The 16,720-nt window shown below is 62.9% G+C and carries 13 protein-coding genes; 6 read left to right on the top strand and 7 right to left on the bottom strand.

Features of this window, described 5'->3' with window-relative positions; genetic code table 11:
- Positions 1–4 precede the first annotated feature (4 nt).
- Positions 5–1,531, bottom strand: a complete 1,527-nt coding sequence (locus LDZ23_RS08230; RefSeq protein ID WP_051996634.1) for an efflux transporter outer membrane subunit — start codon at positions 1,529–1,531, stop codon at positions 5–7.
- Between the two features lie 75 nt (positions 1,532–1,606).
- Positions 1,607–2,122 (bottom strand): MarR family winged helix-turn-helix transcriptional regulator, encoded by a 516-nt coding sequence (locus LDZ23_RS08225; protein WP_008349239.1) that lies wholly within the window; start codon positions 2,120–2,122, stop codon positions 1,607–1,609.
- Between the two features lie 341 nt (positions 2,123–2,463).
- Between LDZ23_RS08225 and typA the strand changes: the two genes are divergently transcribed.
- From typA to LDZ23_RS08195, 6 genes are all read left to right on the top strand, one after another.
- Positions 2,464–4,290 carry a translational GTPase TypA gene (gene typA, locus LDZ23_RS08220; protein ID WP_008349240.1) on the top strand — a complete coding sequence of 609 codons (1,827 nt, stop codon included), beginning with the start codon at positions 2,464–2,466 and terminating at the stop codon, positions 4,288–4,290.
- 334 nt (positions 4,291–4,624) lie between these two features.
- Entirely contained in the window at positions 4,625–7,483 is a 2,859-nt protein-coding gene (locus tag LDZ23_RS08215; protein ID WP_008349241.1) for a 2-oxoglutarate dehydrogenase E1 component, read from the top strand.
- An 84-nt stretch (positions 7,484–7,567) separates the two neighbouring features.
- Positions 7,568–8,872: a 2-oxoglutarate dehydrogenase complex dihydrolipoyllysine-residue succinyltransferase gene (gene odhB / locus LDZ23_RS08210; protein ID WP_008349242.1), complete on the top strand. Its 1,305-nt coding sequence runs from the start codon at positions 7,568–7,570 to the stop codon at positions 8,870–8,872.
- A gap of 89 nt (positions 8,873–8,961) precedes the next feature.
- On the top strand, positions 8,962–10,392 hold the full coding sequence (gene lpdA / locus LDZ23_RS08205) for a dihydrolipoyl dehydrogenase (protein ID WP_034473203.1): 1,431 nt from the start codon (positions 8,962–8,964) through the stop codon (positions 10,390–10,392).
- 82 nt (positions 10,393–10,474) lie between these two features.
- Complete coding sequence (gene zapE, locus LDZ23_RS08200; RefSeq protein ID WP_034473201.1) at positions 10,475–11,572, top strand: cell division protein ZapE; 1,098 nt, start codon at positions 10,475–10,477, stop codon at positions 11,570–11,572.
- A 143-nt stretch (positions 11,573–11,715) separates the two neighbouring features.
- The gene (locus LDZ23_RS08195) at positions 11,716–12,108 is read left to right on the top strand and encodes a transposase (protein WP_008349245.1); all 393 of its coding nucleotides are present in this window, start codon (positions 11,716–11,718) and stop codon (positions 12,106–12,108) included.
- Positions 12,109–12,186: 78 nt separating this feature from the next.
- On the opposite strand, the gene LDZ23_RS08190 is transcribed toward LDZ23_RS08195, so the two are convergent.
- The 5 genes from LDZ23_RS08190 to LDZ23_RS08170 all read right to left on the bottom strand — a co-directional run bounded on the left by LDZ23_RS08190 (position 12,187) and on the right by LDZ23_RS08170 (position 16,689).
- Positions 12,187–12,648, bottom strand: a complete 462-nt coding sequence (locus tag LDZ23_RS08190; RefSeq protein ID WP_034473199.1) for a DUF2147 domain-containing protein — start codon at positions 12,646–12,648, stop codon at positions 12,187–12,189.
- A gap of 90 nt (positions 12,649–12,738) precedes the next feature.
- Positions 12,739–13,527, bottom strand: coding sequence for a 5'/3'-nucleotidase SurE (gene surE / locus LDZ23_RS08185; RefSeq protein WP_034473198.1), 789 nt, complete (start codon positions 13,525–13,527; stop codon positions 12,739–12,741).
- Positions 13,528–13,622: 95 nt separating this feature from the next.
- Positions 13,623–13,865, bottom strand: a complete 243-nt coding sequence (locus LDZ23_RS08180) for a hypothetical protein (protein WP_008349248.1) — start codon at positions 13,863–13,865, stop codon at positions 13,623–13,625.
- 194 nt (positions 13,866–14,059) lie between these two features.
- Complete coding sequence (locus tag LDZ23_RS08175) at positions 14,060–14,929, bottom strand: DUF1571 domain-containing protein (protein WP_244807394.1); 870 nt, start codon at positions 14,927–14,929, stop codon at positions 14,060–14,062.
- A gap of 17 nt (positions 14,930–14,946) precedes the next feature.
- On the bottom strand, positions 14,947–16,689 hold the full coding sequence (locus LDZ23_RS08170) for an AMP-binding protein (RefSeq protein ID WP_244807393.1): 1,743 nt from the start codon (positions 16,687–16,689) through the stop codon (positions 14,947–14,949).
- Positions 16,690–16,720 lie beyond the last annotated feature (31 nt).

Raw genomic sequence — 16,720 nt, 5'->3', positions numbered from 1 at the left:
GCGCTTAGTTCGACGGCGTGGCCTGATTGGCCGCCTGCGTCGTCGTCTGACTTTGTCCGCTGCGGTCGATCGCGAGATTGCTGCTCGTCGCGTCGAATCCGCCGCCGAGCGACTTGATCAGCGCGATCTGCAGATCGGTGCGCTTCAGGCGCAGATTCGTCACGGCCTGCTCGTTGGCGAGGCGGTTTTCGTCGGCGTTGAGCACCTGCAATTGCGGCGACAGGCCGGCCTTGTAGCGGATCACGGCGAGCTGATACGCGCTCGACGCCGCCGCGAGCGCGCGCTGGGCGTCGGCCATTTGCTTGTCGAGCGAGCGGATTGCGGAGATGTTGGTCGCGACATCGTTCATCGCGTTGATGAGCGTCTGGTTGTAGTTCGCGACGTCGCCTTCGAAGTCCGCGTAACGGCCTTTCAACTGCGCGCGCAAGGCGCCGGCGTCGAAGATCGGCAGATGGATCGCCGGACCGGCCTGGATCTGGCGGCTGCTCGCCTGCAGGAAGCGGCTCCAGCCGAACGCGTCGAAACCGAAGGCCGCCGCGAGGTTGATGTCCGGGAAGAACTCGGCCTTCGCTTCCTTGATGTTGTGGGTCGCGGCTTCGACCTGCCAGCGCGCGGCGACGATATCCGGGCGGCGCGCGACGAGATCGGCGGGCACGTTGTCGGGCAGCGTCACGTTAACGTTCGGGTCGATCACGGGTTTCGCGATCTTGAGGCCGCGATCCGGGCCTTTGCCGAGCAGCGCCGCGAGCTGATAGCGGACGGTTTCGATCTGGCCGTCGAGTTCCGTCGAGTTCGTCTGACTGGTCGCGACGTTGCCTTCCGCCGTTCGGCGCTCGACGTTGGTGTCGAGCCCGGCCGCGACGCGCCCGTTCGTGATGCGTCCGACGTCCTGACGGTTCGCGATTTCGCGTTGCGCCACGTCACGCAGCGCGTAGAGCAGCGCGAGCTGGTTGTACGTGCGCGCGACCGACGCCGCAAGCGTCACGCGCGCCTGCTGCATGTCGGCTTCGGCGGCTTTCTGCTGCGATACCGCCATGTTGAGGCGCGAGCGGTTCTTGCCCCACAGATCCAGTTCCCACGACGCGCTCGCGAGCACGTTGTTCTCGCTGAACCACGTCCCGCCATAAGGCGGCGGGAAGAGGGCGTTGGCGGAATAGAGTTCGCGCGTCCACGAATACGAGCCGGTGACCTTCGGATAAAGCGCCGAGCGCGACGTCTCGATATACGACGACGCCTTCGCGATGCGCGCCTGCGCCTGCGCGATGCTCGGATTGTCGGCGAGCGCTTCGTCGATCAGTTGCGGCAGTTGCGGATCGCCGAACTGCTTCGCCCAGTCGAGCGTGGGCCATTGGCCGCCTTGGCCCGGCACGCTTTGCGTGGCCTCGAAGTTTTCCGGCGCGGCGATCTGCTTGTCGCTCGAAATGCCCGAATAGTTCGCGCAGCCGGCGAGCGCGAGCGCGGCCACCGCGGCGGCGACGGCGCGCTTCGCACGGCTTTCGCCGCGCATGGCGGACAGGAAGTGCTGGTTCATATCTCGTCTCTCGAGATGCAAATTAAAGGTGGACGTTGCAATCTTTTTGTAGGGTTGCGATGACGAATTTGCTTGTCATCGCAATGACGTACCAGGCTTATCGTTGCCGCCCAGCAGTGGCGCGACGGATGGATCGCACGAGTTCGCGAGAATCCGCCGCAGCATGCTTTTCAGGAAGCCGACTTCCTCCGGCGTGAAACCGGCGAGCAGGTTGTCCAGTACGCGCGTGAAGATGGCGGGTATCTTTTCCGCGGTCGCGTGACCTTCGTCCGTCAGCGCGAGGCGCACGACGCGCCGGTCTTCCTCGCTGCGCACGCGCGAAAGCAGGCCGCGCTTTTCCAGTCTGTCGATGAGACGCGTGACCGCGCTCGCATCGATGCCGTATTCGCGGGCAATATCCGCCGCCGTCAGGCATTTGCCGACCGCCAGCATGAACAGGATGCTTGCCTGCGTGCTCGTGATGCCCAGTTCGGACGTCGTGTGTTGCGTGACCATGTTCCACATGGTCGAGCGGACCCGGCTGATCAGATAGCCGACGCTCTCGGCGAGCACGTAGTCGCCGATCGCCGCGGATTTCGGAGCGTCGCTCATAAGAATATTTGTGCGATTGCAATAGTTGACTAGGCAGGATTATAGGGAGGCGTTTCGCGGCGTGCAAGGATCTTTTCTGAATATGCTTAACAATCCGCCCGCGCCCGGCCTGCGGTTCGTCGCGACCCGACGCCGCGGACATGCGGCAGTTGCTGGCCCGATTTACGGGTTGAGTCCTATTGCCAGGTTTAGCCATCCGTGCGTGCTATACTCTTCGGTTCTCACCGCGCCGGGCCCGCGTAGTCATGCTTGCATGACGCTTTCCAGAGGGGGCTTGCCGAGCCACGGAGTCTCGCAACAGAAGGGACTCGCTCTTACGGCGCACAACCAAGACACTTTCTATGACTCGCGCCCTCCGCAATATCGCCATCATTGCCCACGTCGACCACGGCAAGACCACGCTCGTCGACCAGTTGCTCCGCCAGTCGGGCACCTTCCGGGAAAACCAACAGGTCGCCGAGCGGGTCATGGACTCGAACGACATCGAAAAGGAACGTGGCATCACGATCCTGGCGAAGAACTGCGCCGTCGAATACGAAGGCACGCACATCAACATCGTCGATACGCCGGGACACGCGGACTTCGGCGGTGAAGTGGAGCGCGTGCTGTCGATGGTCGATTCCGTGCTGCTGCTCGTCGACGCCGTCGAAGGCCCGATGCCGCAAACGCGCTTCGTCACGAAGAAGGCGCTCGCGCTCGGCCTGAAGCCGATCGTCGTCGTCAACAAGGTGGACCGTCCGGGCGCGCGTATCGACTGGGTGATCAACCAGACCTTCGATCTGTTCGACAAGCTCGGCGCGACCGAAGAGCAGCTCGACTTCCCGATCGTCTACGCGTCGGGTCTCAACGGCTTCGCCGGCCTCGAACCCGATGTCCGCGAAGGCACGATGCGCCCGCTGTTCGAAGCCATTCTCGAACACGTTCCCGTGCGTCCGGCCGATCCGGACGGTCCTTTGCAGCTTCAGATCACGTCGCTCGACTACAACTCGTACGTCGGCCGTATCGGCGTGGGCCGTGTCGCGCGTGGCCGTATCCGCCCGGGCATGCAGGTGGCCGTGCGCTCGGGTCCGGACGGCGCGATCCTGAATCGCAAGATCAATCAGGTGCTGTCGTTCCACGGCCTCGAGCGCGTGCAGGTGGAAGAGGCGCAGGCCGGCGATATCGTGCTCATCAACGGTATCGAGGAAATCGGCATCGGCGTGACCATCTGCTCGCCGGACAATCCCGAAGCGCTGCCGATGATCACCGTTGACGAGCCGACGCTCACGATGAACTTCCTCGTGAACTCGTCGCCGCTCGCAGGCAAGGAAGGCAAGTTCGTGACGAGCCGCCAGATCCGCGATCGTCTGACGAAGGAACTGAATCACAACGTCGCGCTGCGCGTGAAAGACACCGGCGACGAAACGACGTTCGAAGTGTCGGGCCGCGGCGAACTGCATCTGACGATTCTCGTCGAGAACATGCGCCGTGAAGGTTACGAGTTGGCCGTGTCGCGTCCGCGCGTGGTGCTGCAGGAAATCGACGGCGTGAAGTGCGAGCCGTATGAAAACCTGACGGTCGATATCGAAGACCAGCATCAGGGCGGCGTGATGGAAGAGCTCGGCCGCCGCAAGGGGGAAATGCTCGACATGACCTCGGATGGCCGTGGCCGCACGCGTCTCGAGTACAAGATTTCGGCGCGCGGGCTGATCGGCTTCCAGAGCGAGTTCCTGACGCTCACGCGCGGCACGGGCCTGATGAGCCACACCTTCGATTCGTACGCGCCGGTGAAGGAAGGCTCGGTCGGCGAGCGCCGTAACGGCGTGCTGATCTCGCAGGACGATGGCGCTGCCGTCGCCTATGCGCTGTGGAAGCTGCAGGATCGCGGCCGCATGTTCGTGTCGCCGGGCGATGCGCTCTATGAAGGCATGATCATCGGCATTCACAGCCGTGACAACGACCTGGTCGTGAATCCGATCAAAGGCAAGCAGCTGACGAACGTGCGCGCATCGGGCACTGACGAAGCCGTGCGTCTTGTTCCGCCGATCCAGCTTTCGCTCGAATACGCGGTCGAGTTCATCGACGACGATGAGCTCGTCGAAGTCACGCCGCAGTCGATTCGTCTGCGCAAGCGTCATCTGAAAGAACACGAGCGTCGCCGCGCAAGCCGCGAAGCCAACGCCGAATAAGCTGCGCATGCATCTGTGAGCAACGTCGGAACAAAAGCCGCCTTCGGGCGGCTTTTGTCATTCTTCGATGCCTCGCAACGCACCCTTGCTTATCTCAGAATAGCCCGCACATCCTTGTTGCGTAAAGGATGGCGAGGCGACGACGAGGCGAGGGCACATGCGGCGATACGTCATATGACTATTCGTTCTGTGCTATGCTTCTCGGATTAGCTGTCGCTTTTTAGGTCCTTCCAAGCAGACTTGATTCGCGCAATCCGCTAAACGGTCAGGCCGTGGCGCGGAAGGTTTCGTAACCCGCACTTCCTCGAGAAACTCGAAGAAAGGTGAGCGTAAAATGATGAAGCAATTCCAGTCGAACTCTTATCTGTTCGGCGGTAATGCTCCGTACGTCGAAGAGTTGTACGAGCAATATCTCGATAATCCCGCGTCAGTGCCCGAGACCTGGCGCGCCTACTTCGACGCGTTGCAGAACGTGCCCGCTTCGGACGGCACGGCTCACAACGACGTGGCTCACGGCCCCATCGTCGAATCTTTCGCTCAGCGCGCGAAGGCGAACGCCTTTCTGCCGCGCGAAAGCACCGGTGATCTGACCACCGCGCGAAAGCAAGTCTACGTCCAATCGCTGATCGGCGCGTATCGCTTCCTTGGCACGCAATGGGCCAATCTCGATCCGCTCAAGCGCCGCGAGCGTCCCCCCATTCCCGAACTCGAACCCGGCTTCTACGACTTCACCGAAGCCGACATGGATCAGGTGTTCAACGCGAACAACCTGTACTTCGGTTTCGAGCAGGCATCGCTGCGCGACATCGTCAAGGCGCTGCGCGACACGTACTGCGGCACGATCGGCGCCGAGTTCATGTACATCAGCGATCCGGAACAGAAGCGCTGGTGGAAGGAGCAGCTCGAGTCGATTCGCTCGACGCCGAATTTCTCGAACGACAAGAAGAAGCACATCCTGAATCGCCTGACGGCCGCCGAAGGCCTCGAGCGTTTCCTGCACACCAAGTATGTCGGCCAGAAGCGCTTCTCACTGGAAGGCGGCGAGAGCTTCATCGCGTCGATGGACGAAGTCGTGCGTCACGCGGGCAAGAACGGCGTGCAGGAAATCGTCATCGGCATGGCGCACCGCGGGCGTCTGAACGTGCTCGTCAATACGCTCGGCAAGATGCCGGCGGACCTTTTCGCCGAATTCGAAGGCAAGCACGTCGATGACCTGCCGGCCGGCGACGTGAAGTACCACAAGGGCTTCTCGTCGGACGTCGCCACGGAAGGCGGCCCGGTTCACCTGTCGCTCGCATTCAACCCGTCGCACCTCGAAATCGTGAATCCGGTGGTCGAAGGCTCGGCCAAGGCGCGTATGGATCGTCGCGGCGACGAAGAAGGCCTGCAAGTGCTGCCGGTGCAAGTGCACGGCGACGCGGCCTTCGCGGGCCAGGGCGTCGTGATGGAAACGTTGAACCTCGCGCAGACGCGCGGTTACGGCACGCACGGCACGCTGCACATCGTCATCAACAACCAGATCGGCTTCACGACGTCGGATCCGCGCGATGCGCGCTCGACGCTGTATTGCTCGGACGTCGTCAAGATGATCGAGGCGCCGGTGCTGCACGTGAACGGCGACGATCCCGAAGCCGTCGTGCTGGCGACGCAGCTCGCCATCGACTTCCGCATGAAGTTCCACAAGGACGTGGTCGTCGACATCATCTGCTTCCGCAAGCTCGGTCACAACGAGCAGGACACGCCGGCGGTCACGCAGCCGCTGATGTACAAGACGATTGCGAAGCATCCGGGCACGCGCGCCGTCTACGCCGAAAAGCTGGTGCAACAGGGCGTCATCACGGCCGAGGAAGCGGACAACTTCGTCAAGGAATATCGTCAGGCGATGGACGAAGGCCATCACACGATCGATCCGGTGCTCTCGAACTACAAGAGCAAGTACGCGGTCGACTGGGTGCCGTTCCTGAACCGCAAGTGGACCGACGCGGCCGACACGGCGGTGCCGCTCGCGGAACTCAAGCGTCTGGCCGAGCGCATCACGACCATTCCGGAAAACTTCAAGGTTCACCCGCTCGTCGAGCGCGTCATCAACGACCGCCGCGCGATGGGTCTCGGCGAAGCCAAGCTCGACTGGGGCATGGGCGAGCACCTCGCGTTCGCATCGCTGGTCGCATCGGGCTATGCCGTGCGTCTGACGGGCCAGGACTCGGGCCGCGGCACGTTCACGCACCGCCACGCCGTTCTGCACGATCAGAACCGCGAGCGCTGGAACGACGGCACGTACATTCCGCTGCAGAACATCGCGGAAGGCCAGGCCAAGTTCACGGTGATCGACTCGGTGCTGTCGGAAGAAGCGGTGCTCGGTTTCGAGTACGGTTATTCGACCGCTGAACCGAACACGTTCGTCGCGTGGGAAGCGCAGTTCGGCGACTTCGTGAACGGCGCGCAGGTCGTGATCGACCAGTTCATCTCGTCGGGCGAAGTGAAGTGGGGCCGTGTCTCCGGTCTCACGATGATGCTCCCGCACGGCTACGAAGGTCAGGGTCCGGAGCACTCGTCGGCGCGTATCGAGCGTTTCCTGCAACTGTGCGCGGATCACAACATGCAAGTGGTCCAGCCGACGACGCCGGCGCAGGTTTTCCACCTGCTGCGCCGTCAGATGATCCGCCTGTTCCGCAAGCCGCTCATCATCTTCACGCCGAAGTCGCTGCTGCGTCACAAGGAAGCCGTGTCCGATCTGTCGGAACTGGCGAAGGGCTCGTTCCAGCCGGTCATCGGCGAAACGGACGAAGCCATCGAGGCGAAGAAGGTCAAGCGCGTGATCGTGTGCTCGGGCCGTGTCTATTACGACCTCATCGCGCATCGCCGCGAAGCGAAGAGCAACGATGTCGCGATCGTGCGTATCGAGCAGCTGTACCCGTTCGCGCACAAGCAGTTCGACGCGGAACTCAAGAAGTACGAGAACGCGACCGAAGTCGTGTGGGTGCAGGACGAGCCGCAGAACCAGGGCGCCTGGTTCTACGTCGAGCACCATCTGCGCGAAGGCATGCGCGAAGGCATGAAGCTGGCCTACAGCGGCCGTCCTGCATCGGCATCGCCGGCGGTCGGCTACTACGCGAAGCACTACGAGCAGCAGAAGGTGCTCGTGGAAGGCGCGTTCGGCCGCCTCAAGGGCGCGCAGGTCATCGCCAAGTAAGCATTGCTTGATCGAAACCGGGCGAACGGACGTTCCCCGGTTTCGCTGCTCGTACACACAGACACGCATCAGGAAAATACAGAAATGGCTATCGTAGAAGTCAAGGTTCCCCAGCTTTCCGAGTCGGTCTCGGAAGCGACCATGCTGCAGTGGAAGAAGAAGCCGGGTGAGGCTGTCGCCCAGGACGAAATCCTCATCGAAATCGAGACCGACAAGGTCGTGCTCGAAGTGCCGGCTCCGTCGGCCGGCGTGCTGGCGCAAGTCATCAAGCACGACGGCGATATCGTCACCGCCGACGAACTCATCGCCAAGATCGACACCGAAGCGAAAGCGGGCGAAGCGCCTGCCGCCGTCGCCGCTGCCGGCGACGCCGAAGTGAAGCCCGCGCCGGTCGCGGAAACCGCCGCTGCCACGTCGGCTCCGGCTGCTGCGCAAGCATCGGCGGGCGGCGCCGCATCGCCGGCCGCGACGAAGATCCTCGCCGAGAAGGGCGTGTCGGCGGATCAGGTGTCGGGCTCGGGCCGCGACGGCCGCATCACGAAGGGCGACGCGCTCGCCGCTCAAGCCGGCGCACCGGCTGCCGCACCGGCCAAGCCCGCCGCCGCACCGGCTCCGGCCGCCGCGCGCGCCGCGAAGCCGTCGCTGCCGCAAGTCAGCGCACCGGCATCGGCCGATCAGTGGCTGAAGGACCGCCCGGAACAGCGCGTGCCGATGTCGCGTCTGCGTGCGCGTATCGCCGAGCGTCTGCTCGAATCGCAGCAAACCAACGCCATCCTGACGACGTTCAACGAAGTCAACATGGCGCCGGTCATGGATCTGCGCAACAAGTACAAGGACCGCTTCGAGAAGGAACACGGCGTGAAGCTCGGCTTCATGTCGTTCTTCGTGAAGGCCGCCGTCCACGCGCTGAAGAAGTTCCCGCTCGTGAACGCATCGATCGACGGTAACGACATCGTCTATCACGGCTACTTCGACATCGGTATCGCGGTCGGTTCGCCGCGCGGTCTCGTCGTGCCGATCCTGCGCAATGCGGATCAGATGAGCCTCGCCGACATCGAGAAGAAGATCGCCGAATTCGGCCAGAAGGCGAAGGACGGCAAGCTGTCGATCGAAGAAATGACCGGCGGCACGTTCTCGATCTCGAACGGCGGCGTTTTCGGCTCGATGCTCTCGACGCCGATCATCAACCCGCCGCAATCCGCGATTCTCGGCGTGCACGCGACGAAGGAACGCGCGGTCGTCGAAAACGGCCAGATCGTGATCCGTCCGATGAACTACCTCGCGCTGTCGTACGACCACCGCATCATCGACGGCCGCGAAGCCGTGCTGTCGCTGGTCGCGATGAAGGACGCGCTGGAAGATCCGGCTCGTCTGCTGCTGGACCTGTAATACAAGCTTAGTTGCCTCGATGCGCGCGATAGGCTCGCGCGCATCGCAAGAGGCTGCTCCGCAAAAGCGGAGACACACCAAGGAAAGTCATGTCCAAAGAATTTGATGTCGTCGTGATCGGCGCGGGCCCTGGCGGCTATATCGCGGCGATTCGCGCAGCGCAGCTCGGCAAGTCGGTTGCGTGTATCGAGAAGTGGAAGAACCCGGCAGGCGCATTGAAGCTCGGCGGCACGTGCCTGAATGTAGGCTGCATTCCGTCGAAGGCGCTGCTGGCGTCGTCGGAAGAATTCGAGAATGCGTCGAAGCATCTGGCCGATCACGGCATCAGCGTGTCGGACGTGAAGCTCGATGTGTCGAAGATGCTCGCGCGTAAAGACGGCATCGTCGAAAAGATGACGAAGGGCATCGAGTTCCTGTTCCGCAAGAACAAGATCACGTGGCTCAAGGGTCATGGCAAGTTCACCGGGAAGAACGCGGCCGGCGTGCAGATCGAAGTGTCGGGCGAAGGCGAGACGGAAGTCGTCACGGCGAAGAACGTGATCATCGCGACGGGTTCGAAGGCGCGCCATCTGCCGAACATTCCGGTCGACAACGAGCTGATCGCCGACAACGAAGGCGCGCTGTCGTTCGATTCCGTGCCGAAGAAGCTCGCCGTGATCGGCGCGGGCGTGATCGGTCTGGAGCTCGGCTCGGTGTGGCGTCGTCTCGGCGCGGAAGTGACCGTGCTCGAAGCGCTGCCGCAATTCCTCGGCGCGGCGGACGAGTCGCTCGCGAAGGAAGCCGCGAAGCAGTTCAAGAAGCAGGGTCTCGACATTCACCTCGGCGTGAAGATCGGCGAAGTGAAGACGAGCGCCAACGGCGTTTCGATCGCTTACACGGACAACGCAGGCAACGCGCAGACGCTGGAAGCGGATCGTTTGATCGTGTCGATCGGCCGCGTGCCGAACACCGATAACCTCGGTCTGGAAAGCATCGGCCTGAAGGCGAACGAGCGCGGTTTCATCGACGTGGACGATCATTGCGCGACGAGCGTGCCGGGCGTGTACGCGATCGGCGACGTGGTGCGCGGCCCGATGCTCGCGCACAAGGCGGAAGACGAAGGCGTGGCGGTGGCGGAGATCATCGACGGTCAGAAGCCGCACATCGATTACAACTGCGTGCCGTGGGTCATCTACACGGAACCGGAAATCGCGTGGGTCGGCAAGACCGAGCAGCAGCTCAAGGCCGAAGGCCGCGAGATCAAGACCGGCCAGTTCCCGATGATGGCCAACGGCCGCGCGCTCGGCATCGGCCGTGCCGAAGGCTTCGTCAAGATGATCGCGGACGCGAAGACCGACGAAATCCTCGGCGTGCACGTCATTGCTGCGGACGCGTCGGATCTGATCGCGGAAGCGGTCGTGGCGATGGAGTTCAAGGCGGCGTCGGAAGATATCGGCCGCATCTGCCATCCGCATCCGTCGCTGTCGGAAGTGATGCGCGAAGCGGCGCTCGCCGTCGACAAGCGCGCGTTGAACATGTAATACCGTTTGCCTTGGCAGTAAGGCAGCACAACAAAGGCGAGCGGGTTGATCCGCTCGCCTTTGTCACATCGAACGGCCGAAGATGAACGTCACCGAATACTACGAAAACGAACTGCGCACGCGGGGTTATCAATCGGACGAGGCGCAGCTCGCGGCGGTCGCGCGTCTTCAACAGTGCTATGAAGAGTGGGTCGCGTACAAGGCGCGCCGCTCGAATGCGCTCAAGAAGTTTCTCGTGCGTCCCGAGTTGCCGCGCGGCGTCTACATGTGGGGCGGCGTCGGGCGCGGCAAGAGCTTCCTGATGGACAGCTTCTATGCGGTCGTGCCGGTGCAGCGCAAGACGCGTCTGCATTTTCACGAATTCATGCGCGAGGTGCATCGCGAACTGGAGGAGCTGAAAGGGCAGTCGGATCCGCTGGACGAACTCGCCAAACGCATCGCGAAGCGTTATCGGCTGATCTGTTTCGACGAGTTTCACGTCTCCGATATTGCCGACGCGATGATCCTGTATCGCCTGCTCGACCGTCTTTTCAAGGCTGGCGTGCAGTTCGTGATGACGTCCAATTACCAGCCCGACACGCTGTATCCGGAAGGGCTGCATCGCGATCGTCTTCTGCCCGCGATCGAGCTCATCAAAGAGCATCTCGACGTGCTCAACGTCGATGCCGGCACCGATTACCGCAGGCAAACGCTCTCGACGGTGAAGGCGTATCACACGCCGCTTGGTGCGTCGGCGAGCGAGGCGTTGCGTGCGGATTTCGCGAAACTCGCGGCCGTGCCCGACGAAAGCCCGATCCTGCACATCGAGAAGCGCGAGATCAAGGCATTGCGCAAAGCCGACGGTGTCGTTTGGTTCGACTTTGCGACGCTATGCGGCGGCCCGCGCTCGCAGAACGACTATCTCGAACTGGCGAACCGCTTTCACGCGGTCATCTTGTCGGACGTGCCGCAAATGACGCCGCGCATGGCATCGGAAGCGCGCCGCTTCACCTGGCTCATCGACGTGTTCTACGACCACAAGGTCAAGCTGCTGATGTCGGCGGCCGTGCCCGCGGAAGAACTGTACGTCGAAGGGCCGATGGCCAACGAGTTCACGCGCACGGTGTCGCGTATCGTCGAGATGCAGTCGAAGGAATATCTGGAGGCGCCGCGCCGCGTCACCGATATTTCGCTGACCTAATACGAGTATCAAAAATCTGCGGTAGGCCAATCGGCATAAGGTTTTGCGAGCAATTTCAAGATTCGGACCACTCCGATTTGCTGGCTTTCGGGTACTCGGTATCGTCGATACCGGTTATCAGTCAGTGAATTGGAGAAACTACCGTGAAGCCCTATCGCGACATGTCCGACGAAGAATGGCAGATGGTTGCACCGCTGCTTCCCGAACTGCGTCCGCGTTCGGAGTTGCGGGGCCGGCCGCTCGCCAATACCCGCGCCGTGCTCAACGGTGTGCTCTGGGTCATGTACAGCGGGGCGTCATGGTCCACGCTGCCGCGCAAATATCCGTCGTATCAGACGTGCCATCGGCGCTTCAAGGCGTGGCACGAATCGGGCGTCCTGCTGCGCGTCATGACGCAGTTGTTCGGGCCGGCCGGCGAATCGCTCTATGCGTTGATGACATCGCGCATGCGTGTGCCGGGGGAATTCAAGCCGGAAGAGCCGAACCTGCCCGCCGAAGCACAAGCGGAAGAGGCGCAACATCGTCACGCCGCATGATTGCTCGAAGCGTGCTCGCGAGATGAGCAAAGCCGGTCGAAGATCGACGTCTTCGACCGGCTTTGTCTTTGTATAAAGCTATTGCTGGCGCACCCAGGTTTGCGAGCGCCCCAGCAGCGAAACGCCGATATACCCGCGCACGACGAGCTTCTTGCCACCGTCTTCGAGTTTCATCTTGCACTTGTAGAGCTTGCCGCTGTCCGGGTCGAGAATCTGGCCGCCTTCCCACTCGTCGCCGTCCTGACGCATGCCGGTGATGATCGTCATGCCCTTGATCAACTGATCCTTGCGTTCGTCCGTGCAGGCCGTGCAGCGCCGTTCCGGATGATCGAATTCGCCGATGCCACGCACGACCTTGCCCGACAACTGCCCGTTGCCGTCGTCGGCGATCTGGATGATCGCTTTCGCTTTGCCGGTCTGATCGTCGATGGTCTGCCAGGTGCCGACGGGCGTCGCCTGCGCGAAAACGCTCGCGGCGAAAGTGGCGCACAGCGCGCCGAGCGTCACGCGTGCACCGCGCGAGCCGATGAAACGGGTCATGTCGTCTCCTTGTCGTGAACGGCCGAGCATACGAGAAAGCGACCGTTCCCGTCTGAGAAGAATCGTTCTAGACGCGCGCGGACCGAAAACTCAGACGGCGCGTTTAAGACCCGCTTCGAGCGTGGCGAACGTGCGCTCGTCGGTGCGATCGAAATGGAGCGGCGTGACCGACACGCTGCCTGCCGCCACCACCGCCGTTTCGCTATCGGGCGAATTCGGGCGCGGGCCACGCTGAAAGCGCAGCCAGTGATAGTCGATGCCGCGCGGATCGACGAGCGGCAACACGTCGATGCCTTCCACGAGCCCGATGCCTTGCCGCGTCACGGTGAGCGGACCCGCGGCAGACGCGTCGCAATCGGGGAAGTTGACGTTCAGGCACGTCGGCGCGTCGTGGGAAATCGAGAGCAATTGGCGGATCACGCCCGGCGCCAGCGCGCGCGCCGTGTCCCAGCGCACGTTCTCGCGGTCCGTGAAAGCCTGACTGAGCGCGATCGACGGCAAGCCGAGCAAGAGGCCCGTCATCGCCGCGCCGACGGTGCCGGAGAACATCGTTTCGACGCCGAGATTCGCCCCGCGGTTGATGCCGGACAGGACAAGTGTGGGCGGCGCGTCTTTCATGATGTGGCGCACGCCCATCACGACGCAGTCGCCTGGCGTGCCCTGTACGCCGAAGCGCCGTTCGCCCTGACGCGAGATGCGCAGCGGCGAATGCAGGCTGATGGAATGCGAAGTGCCGCTCTGATCGTGCTCGGGCGCGATGACCCAAACTTCGTGCGCGAGTTCGGCGGCGACCGCTTCGAGCACGGCGAGGCCGGGCGCGTCGATGCCGTCGTCGTTGGTGATGAGCACACGCTGCACGATGGGTGAGAGGGCGGACATCGCGAATCACTCCTTGGTCGGTGATGAAAAAGTATCGACCGATTATTACAGAGTTCGCGTTCCCGGGCGTCCGCGGCCCGTATCGAAATGAAGCCTTACTTGACGCCGAGCCCGCGCAGCACGGCGTTGCCGTCTTCGGTCAGGCGCACTTTCGGGGTGCCGGCGTCCGGCGACACGATCTCGACATAGCCGTATTCCTGCAGCGAGGCGACATCGGGCGTGGCGGCCATCACATCGATCGGCGCGTGCATCAGCAGGAGCAGCGTGGCGATTTCGTGATGGCTCAGAAGCTTTTTGATGGCTCGCACGGGTGCGGAAGCCGGACGGCGGAGGTTCATGAACGATGTCCTCAGGTTTGCATGACGATGTGCGGCGCTTTCGGCTTGACGCTTCGCGCGGACCTTGATGTCGATGGAGTGCGGGCAGGTTATCGGCCGACTCTTAGGCGAAACTTAAAACGCGCGCCGCGCGGTGCGACGAGTTGTTACACGGGATGTCACGAAGTCAGCGCGCGCTTCAAATCAGAAGGAAATCAGAAGCGATAGTCGGGATTTTTCGGGTCGAACGTCAGGTCGTCGAAGGGTTTCGTCTCGATGCGCTCGAACACGACGCTTTCGAAAATCTCGCCGTCGTTGTCGTACGACTCCAGCGTGCGGAAAAGCGGCCGTTCGAGGTCGAGTCCGAGCACTTCCTTTTTCGCATAGAAGGTGGGTTGGCCTTCGACCGTTTCGTAGGTGAGCGCGATCACGCGCAGTCCGTCGACGCTCTTCACTTCGATGTTCGTTGGTTTCGTGATGCCCGCTTCGGCGAACTTGCGCCCTTCGTCGATGAAGCGTTGCGTGATCGCGTCGATGCCGAGCTCGCGGATCGAATGATTCGACTGCGCGCGGGCGAGCGCGCCGTTCACCGATGCCCACATCGGCACGACGCCCAGAAAGCCGCCGAGATGACCGTAAAGCTGATCGGGACGCTTCGAATCGTCGTAGATGACTTCCTGCCCCGCGTGCCCGCCATCCGGCAGCCATTTCGCATAGATGCGCAGCGGCTCGCGCGTGACGCGCACGAGCATGTGATCCGCGCGCTTCGGCCATTTGCCTTTGATGCGCTCGCGGCGGCGCATCGTGAACTCGCACGAATCGAAATCGCGTAAGCCGTCTTGCAGATAGCGCGGCAGCGTGCGCGCGTCGAGCGAGCGGAAGAGGGCGACGAGTTGCGCATCGTCGAGACTGGCGAGCGCGCCGCTTCCCGCCGATCGCGACAGCCATTGCACCTGCTGCTCGACGCCGAGATCGCCGATGCGCCCAACGTCATCGGATGGATCGGCGCGTGCCGCGAAAGACGCGAGCGCGAGACACAACAGGCTCGCACAAGCGAACCGGAAGCCGGAAGCCGAGCGCGGCATGGGTATCTCCGTGAGGGCTAGCCCTGCGATGTGGATCCGGCGTCGCGCAGTTCGCGCCTGAGCACCTTGCCGATCGGCGTGAGCGGCAGCGCGTCGCGGAACTCGACATAAGCAGGCACCTTGTAGCCGGTCAGGTGTAAACGCGCGAACTTCAGCAGTTCTTCCACCGTGAGCGTGTCGTCGCGACGCACGACGAATGCCTTCACGCGCTCGCCCGTCACCGGATCGGGCACGCCGACGGCCGCGACCGCGCGCACTTTCGGATGCGCCGCGAGCACGTCCTCGATTTCGTTCGGATACACGTTGAAGCCCGAGACGATCATCATGTCCTTCTTGCGGTCGATGAGCCGGATGATGCCGCGCGCATCCATCACGCCGATGTCCCCGGTCGCGAGCCAGCCGTTCGCGTCGATGGCTTTCGCCGTGTCTTCCGGACGGTTCCAGTAGCCCTTCATCACTTGCGGACCCTGGACGCAAAGCTCGCCCGGTTCGCCGACGTTCGCCCACGCGCCATCTTCGCGGCGCAGGCGCACGAGCGTGGACGGCACCGGCACGCCGATGGTTCCATCGAAAGCGCTGTCGCCGTGCGTATCGAGCGGCGTCGCGGCGACGAGCGGCGAACACTCGGTCAGGCCGTAACCTTCGACGAGCGTTGTGCCCGTCAGCGCCCTGAAGCGCTCGGCGATCACCCGCTGGGTCGCCATGCCGCCCGCCATCGCGAGCTTGAGCGACGAGAAGTCGCGCTGACGGAAGGCTTCGTTGTCCATCAGCGCGCTGTAAAGCGTGTTGAGCGCGGTGATCGCCGTGAAATTCTCGTGACGCAGCGCGCGCACGAGGCTGCCGATATCGCGCGGATTGACGATCAGCACGTTGCGCGCGCCGATCGCAAGAAACGCGAGCGCATTCACCGTGAGCGAATAGATGTGATACAGCGGCAACGGCGTGACGACGGTCTCTTCGCCCTCGACGAGCCGCGCGCCCGCCCATGCAAGCGCCTGCATCAGATTGGCGATCACGTTGCGATGCGTGAGCATCGCGCCTTTGGCGATGCCTGTGGTGCCGCCGGTGTACTGAATGAACGCGATATCGCCGTGACCGACGCGCACCGGTTCGAACTTGCGCCGCGCGCCGAGCGCGAGCGCTTGCGGCAGGCGCACGGCATCGGGCAGCGCGTAGGCGGGCACCTGCTTTTTCACATAGCGCAGGATCAGATCGATCGCGCGGCCTTTCACGTTGAGACCGCCGCCGAGCAGATCGCCGAGCCCGGTCACGACGATGTTCCTTACGCGCGATCCCGGCCGCGCGTCCTGCACGGTCTTGGCGAAGTTCTCGAATACGACGATCGTCTGCGCGCCGCTGTCCTTCAACTGAAGGCCGAGCTCGCGCACCGTATAGAGCGGATTCACGTTGACGACGATCGCGCCCGCGAGCAGCGTGCCGAAGAGCGTCACCGGATAGACGAGCGTGTTCGGCATCATCAGCGCGACGCGATCGCCGGGCTTCACGCCGATGCCCTGCAGATACCCCGCGAACGCATGCGCCTTTTCGCCGAGCGTCGCGAACTTCAGTTCCGAGCCGAGGCTCACGAACGCGACATGATCGGCAAAACGCGCGACGCATTCGTCGAAGAAATGCGCGAGCGAGCGATAGCGCGAAGGATCGATCTCATGCGCGACATCCGGCGGATACGACGCATACCAGATGCCGTCCGTCGCGTGCGGCTCGGAAGTCCCGCGCGGCGCTGCCTGTCCCGGGCTCATGTGGTGTCTCCGTCGGCTTGTATTTTTTTGG

Origin of the sequence: Caballeronia zhejiangensis (assembly GCF_022879815.1) — a bacterium.
Classification (GTDB): Bacteria; Pseudomonadota; Gammaproteobacteria; order Burkholderiales; family Burkholderiaceae; genus Caballeronia; species Caballeronia zhejiangensis.
The sequence above is the reverse complement of the archived record's forward strand: the minus strand, read 5'-3'. Positions and strand labels throughout refer to the sequence as shown.

What these genes read in the sequence shown, in the direction of transcription:
- LDZ23_RS08215 (WP_008349241.1), top strand. Translation starts at nt 4,625, where the DNA reads ATGATGAAGCAATTCCAGTCGAACTCTTATCTGTTCGGCGGTAATGCT.
- typA (WP_008349240.1), top strand. Translation starts at nt 2,464, where the DNA reads ATGACTCGCGCCCTCCGCAATATCGCCATCATTGCCCACGTCGACCAC.
- LDZ23_RS08225 (WP_008349239.1), bottom strand. Translation starts at nt 2,122, where the DNA reads ATGAGCGACGCTCCGAAATCCGCGGCGATCGGCGACTACGTGCTCGCC.
- surE (WP_034473198.1), bottom strand. Translation starts at nt 13,527, where the DNA reads ATGTCCGCCCTCTCACCCATCGTGCAGCGTGTGCTCATCACCAACGAC.
- LDZ23_RS08230 (WP_051996634.1), bottom strand. Translation starts at nt 1,531, where the DNA reads ATGAACCAGCACTTCCTGTCCGCCATGCGCGGCGAAAGCCGTGCGAAG.
- lpdA (WP_034473203.1), top strand. Translation starts at nt 8,962, where the DNA reads ATGTCCAAAGAATTTGATGTCGTCGTGATCGGCGCGGGCCCTGGCGGC.
- LDZ23_RS08180 (WP_008349248.1), bottom strand. Translation starts at nt 13,865, where the DNA reads ATGAACCTCCGCCGTCCGGCTTCCGCACCCGTGCGAGCCATCAAAAAG.
- LDZ23_RS08170 (WP_244807393.1), bottom strand. Translation starts at nt 16,689, where the DNA reads ATGAGCCCGGGACAGGCAGCGCCGCGCGGGACTTCCGAGCCGCACGCG.
- LDZ23_RS08175 (WP_244807394.1), bottom strand. Translation starts at nt 14,929, where the DNA reads ATGCCGCGCTCGGCTTCCGGCTTCCGGTTCGCTTGTGCGAGCCTGTTG.
- LDZ23_RS08190 (WP_034473199.1), bottom strand. Translation starts at nt 12,648, where the DNA reads ATGACCCGTTTCATCGGCTCGCGCGGTGCACGCGTGACGCTCGGCGCG.
- zapE (WP_034473201.1), top strand. Translation starts at nt 10,475, where the DNA reads ATGAACGTCACCGAATACTACGAAAACGAACTGCGCACGCGGGGTTAT.
- odhB (WP_008349242.1), top strand. Translation starts at nt 7,568, where the DNA reads ATGGCTATCGTAGAAGTCAAGGTTCCCCAGCTTTCCGAGTCGGTCTCG.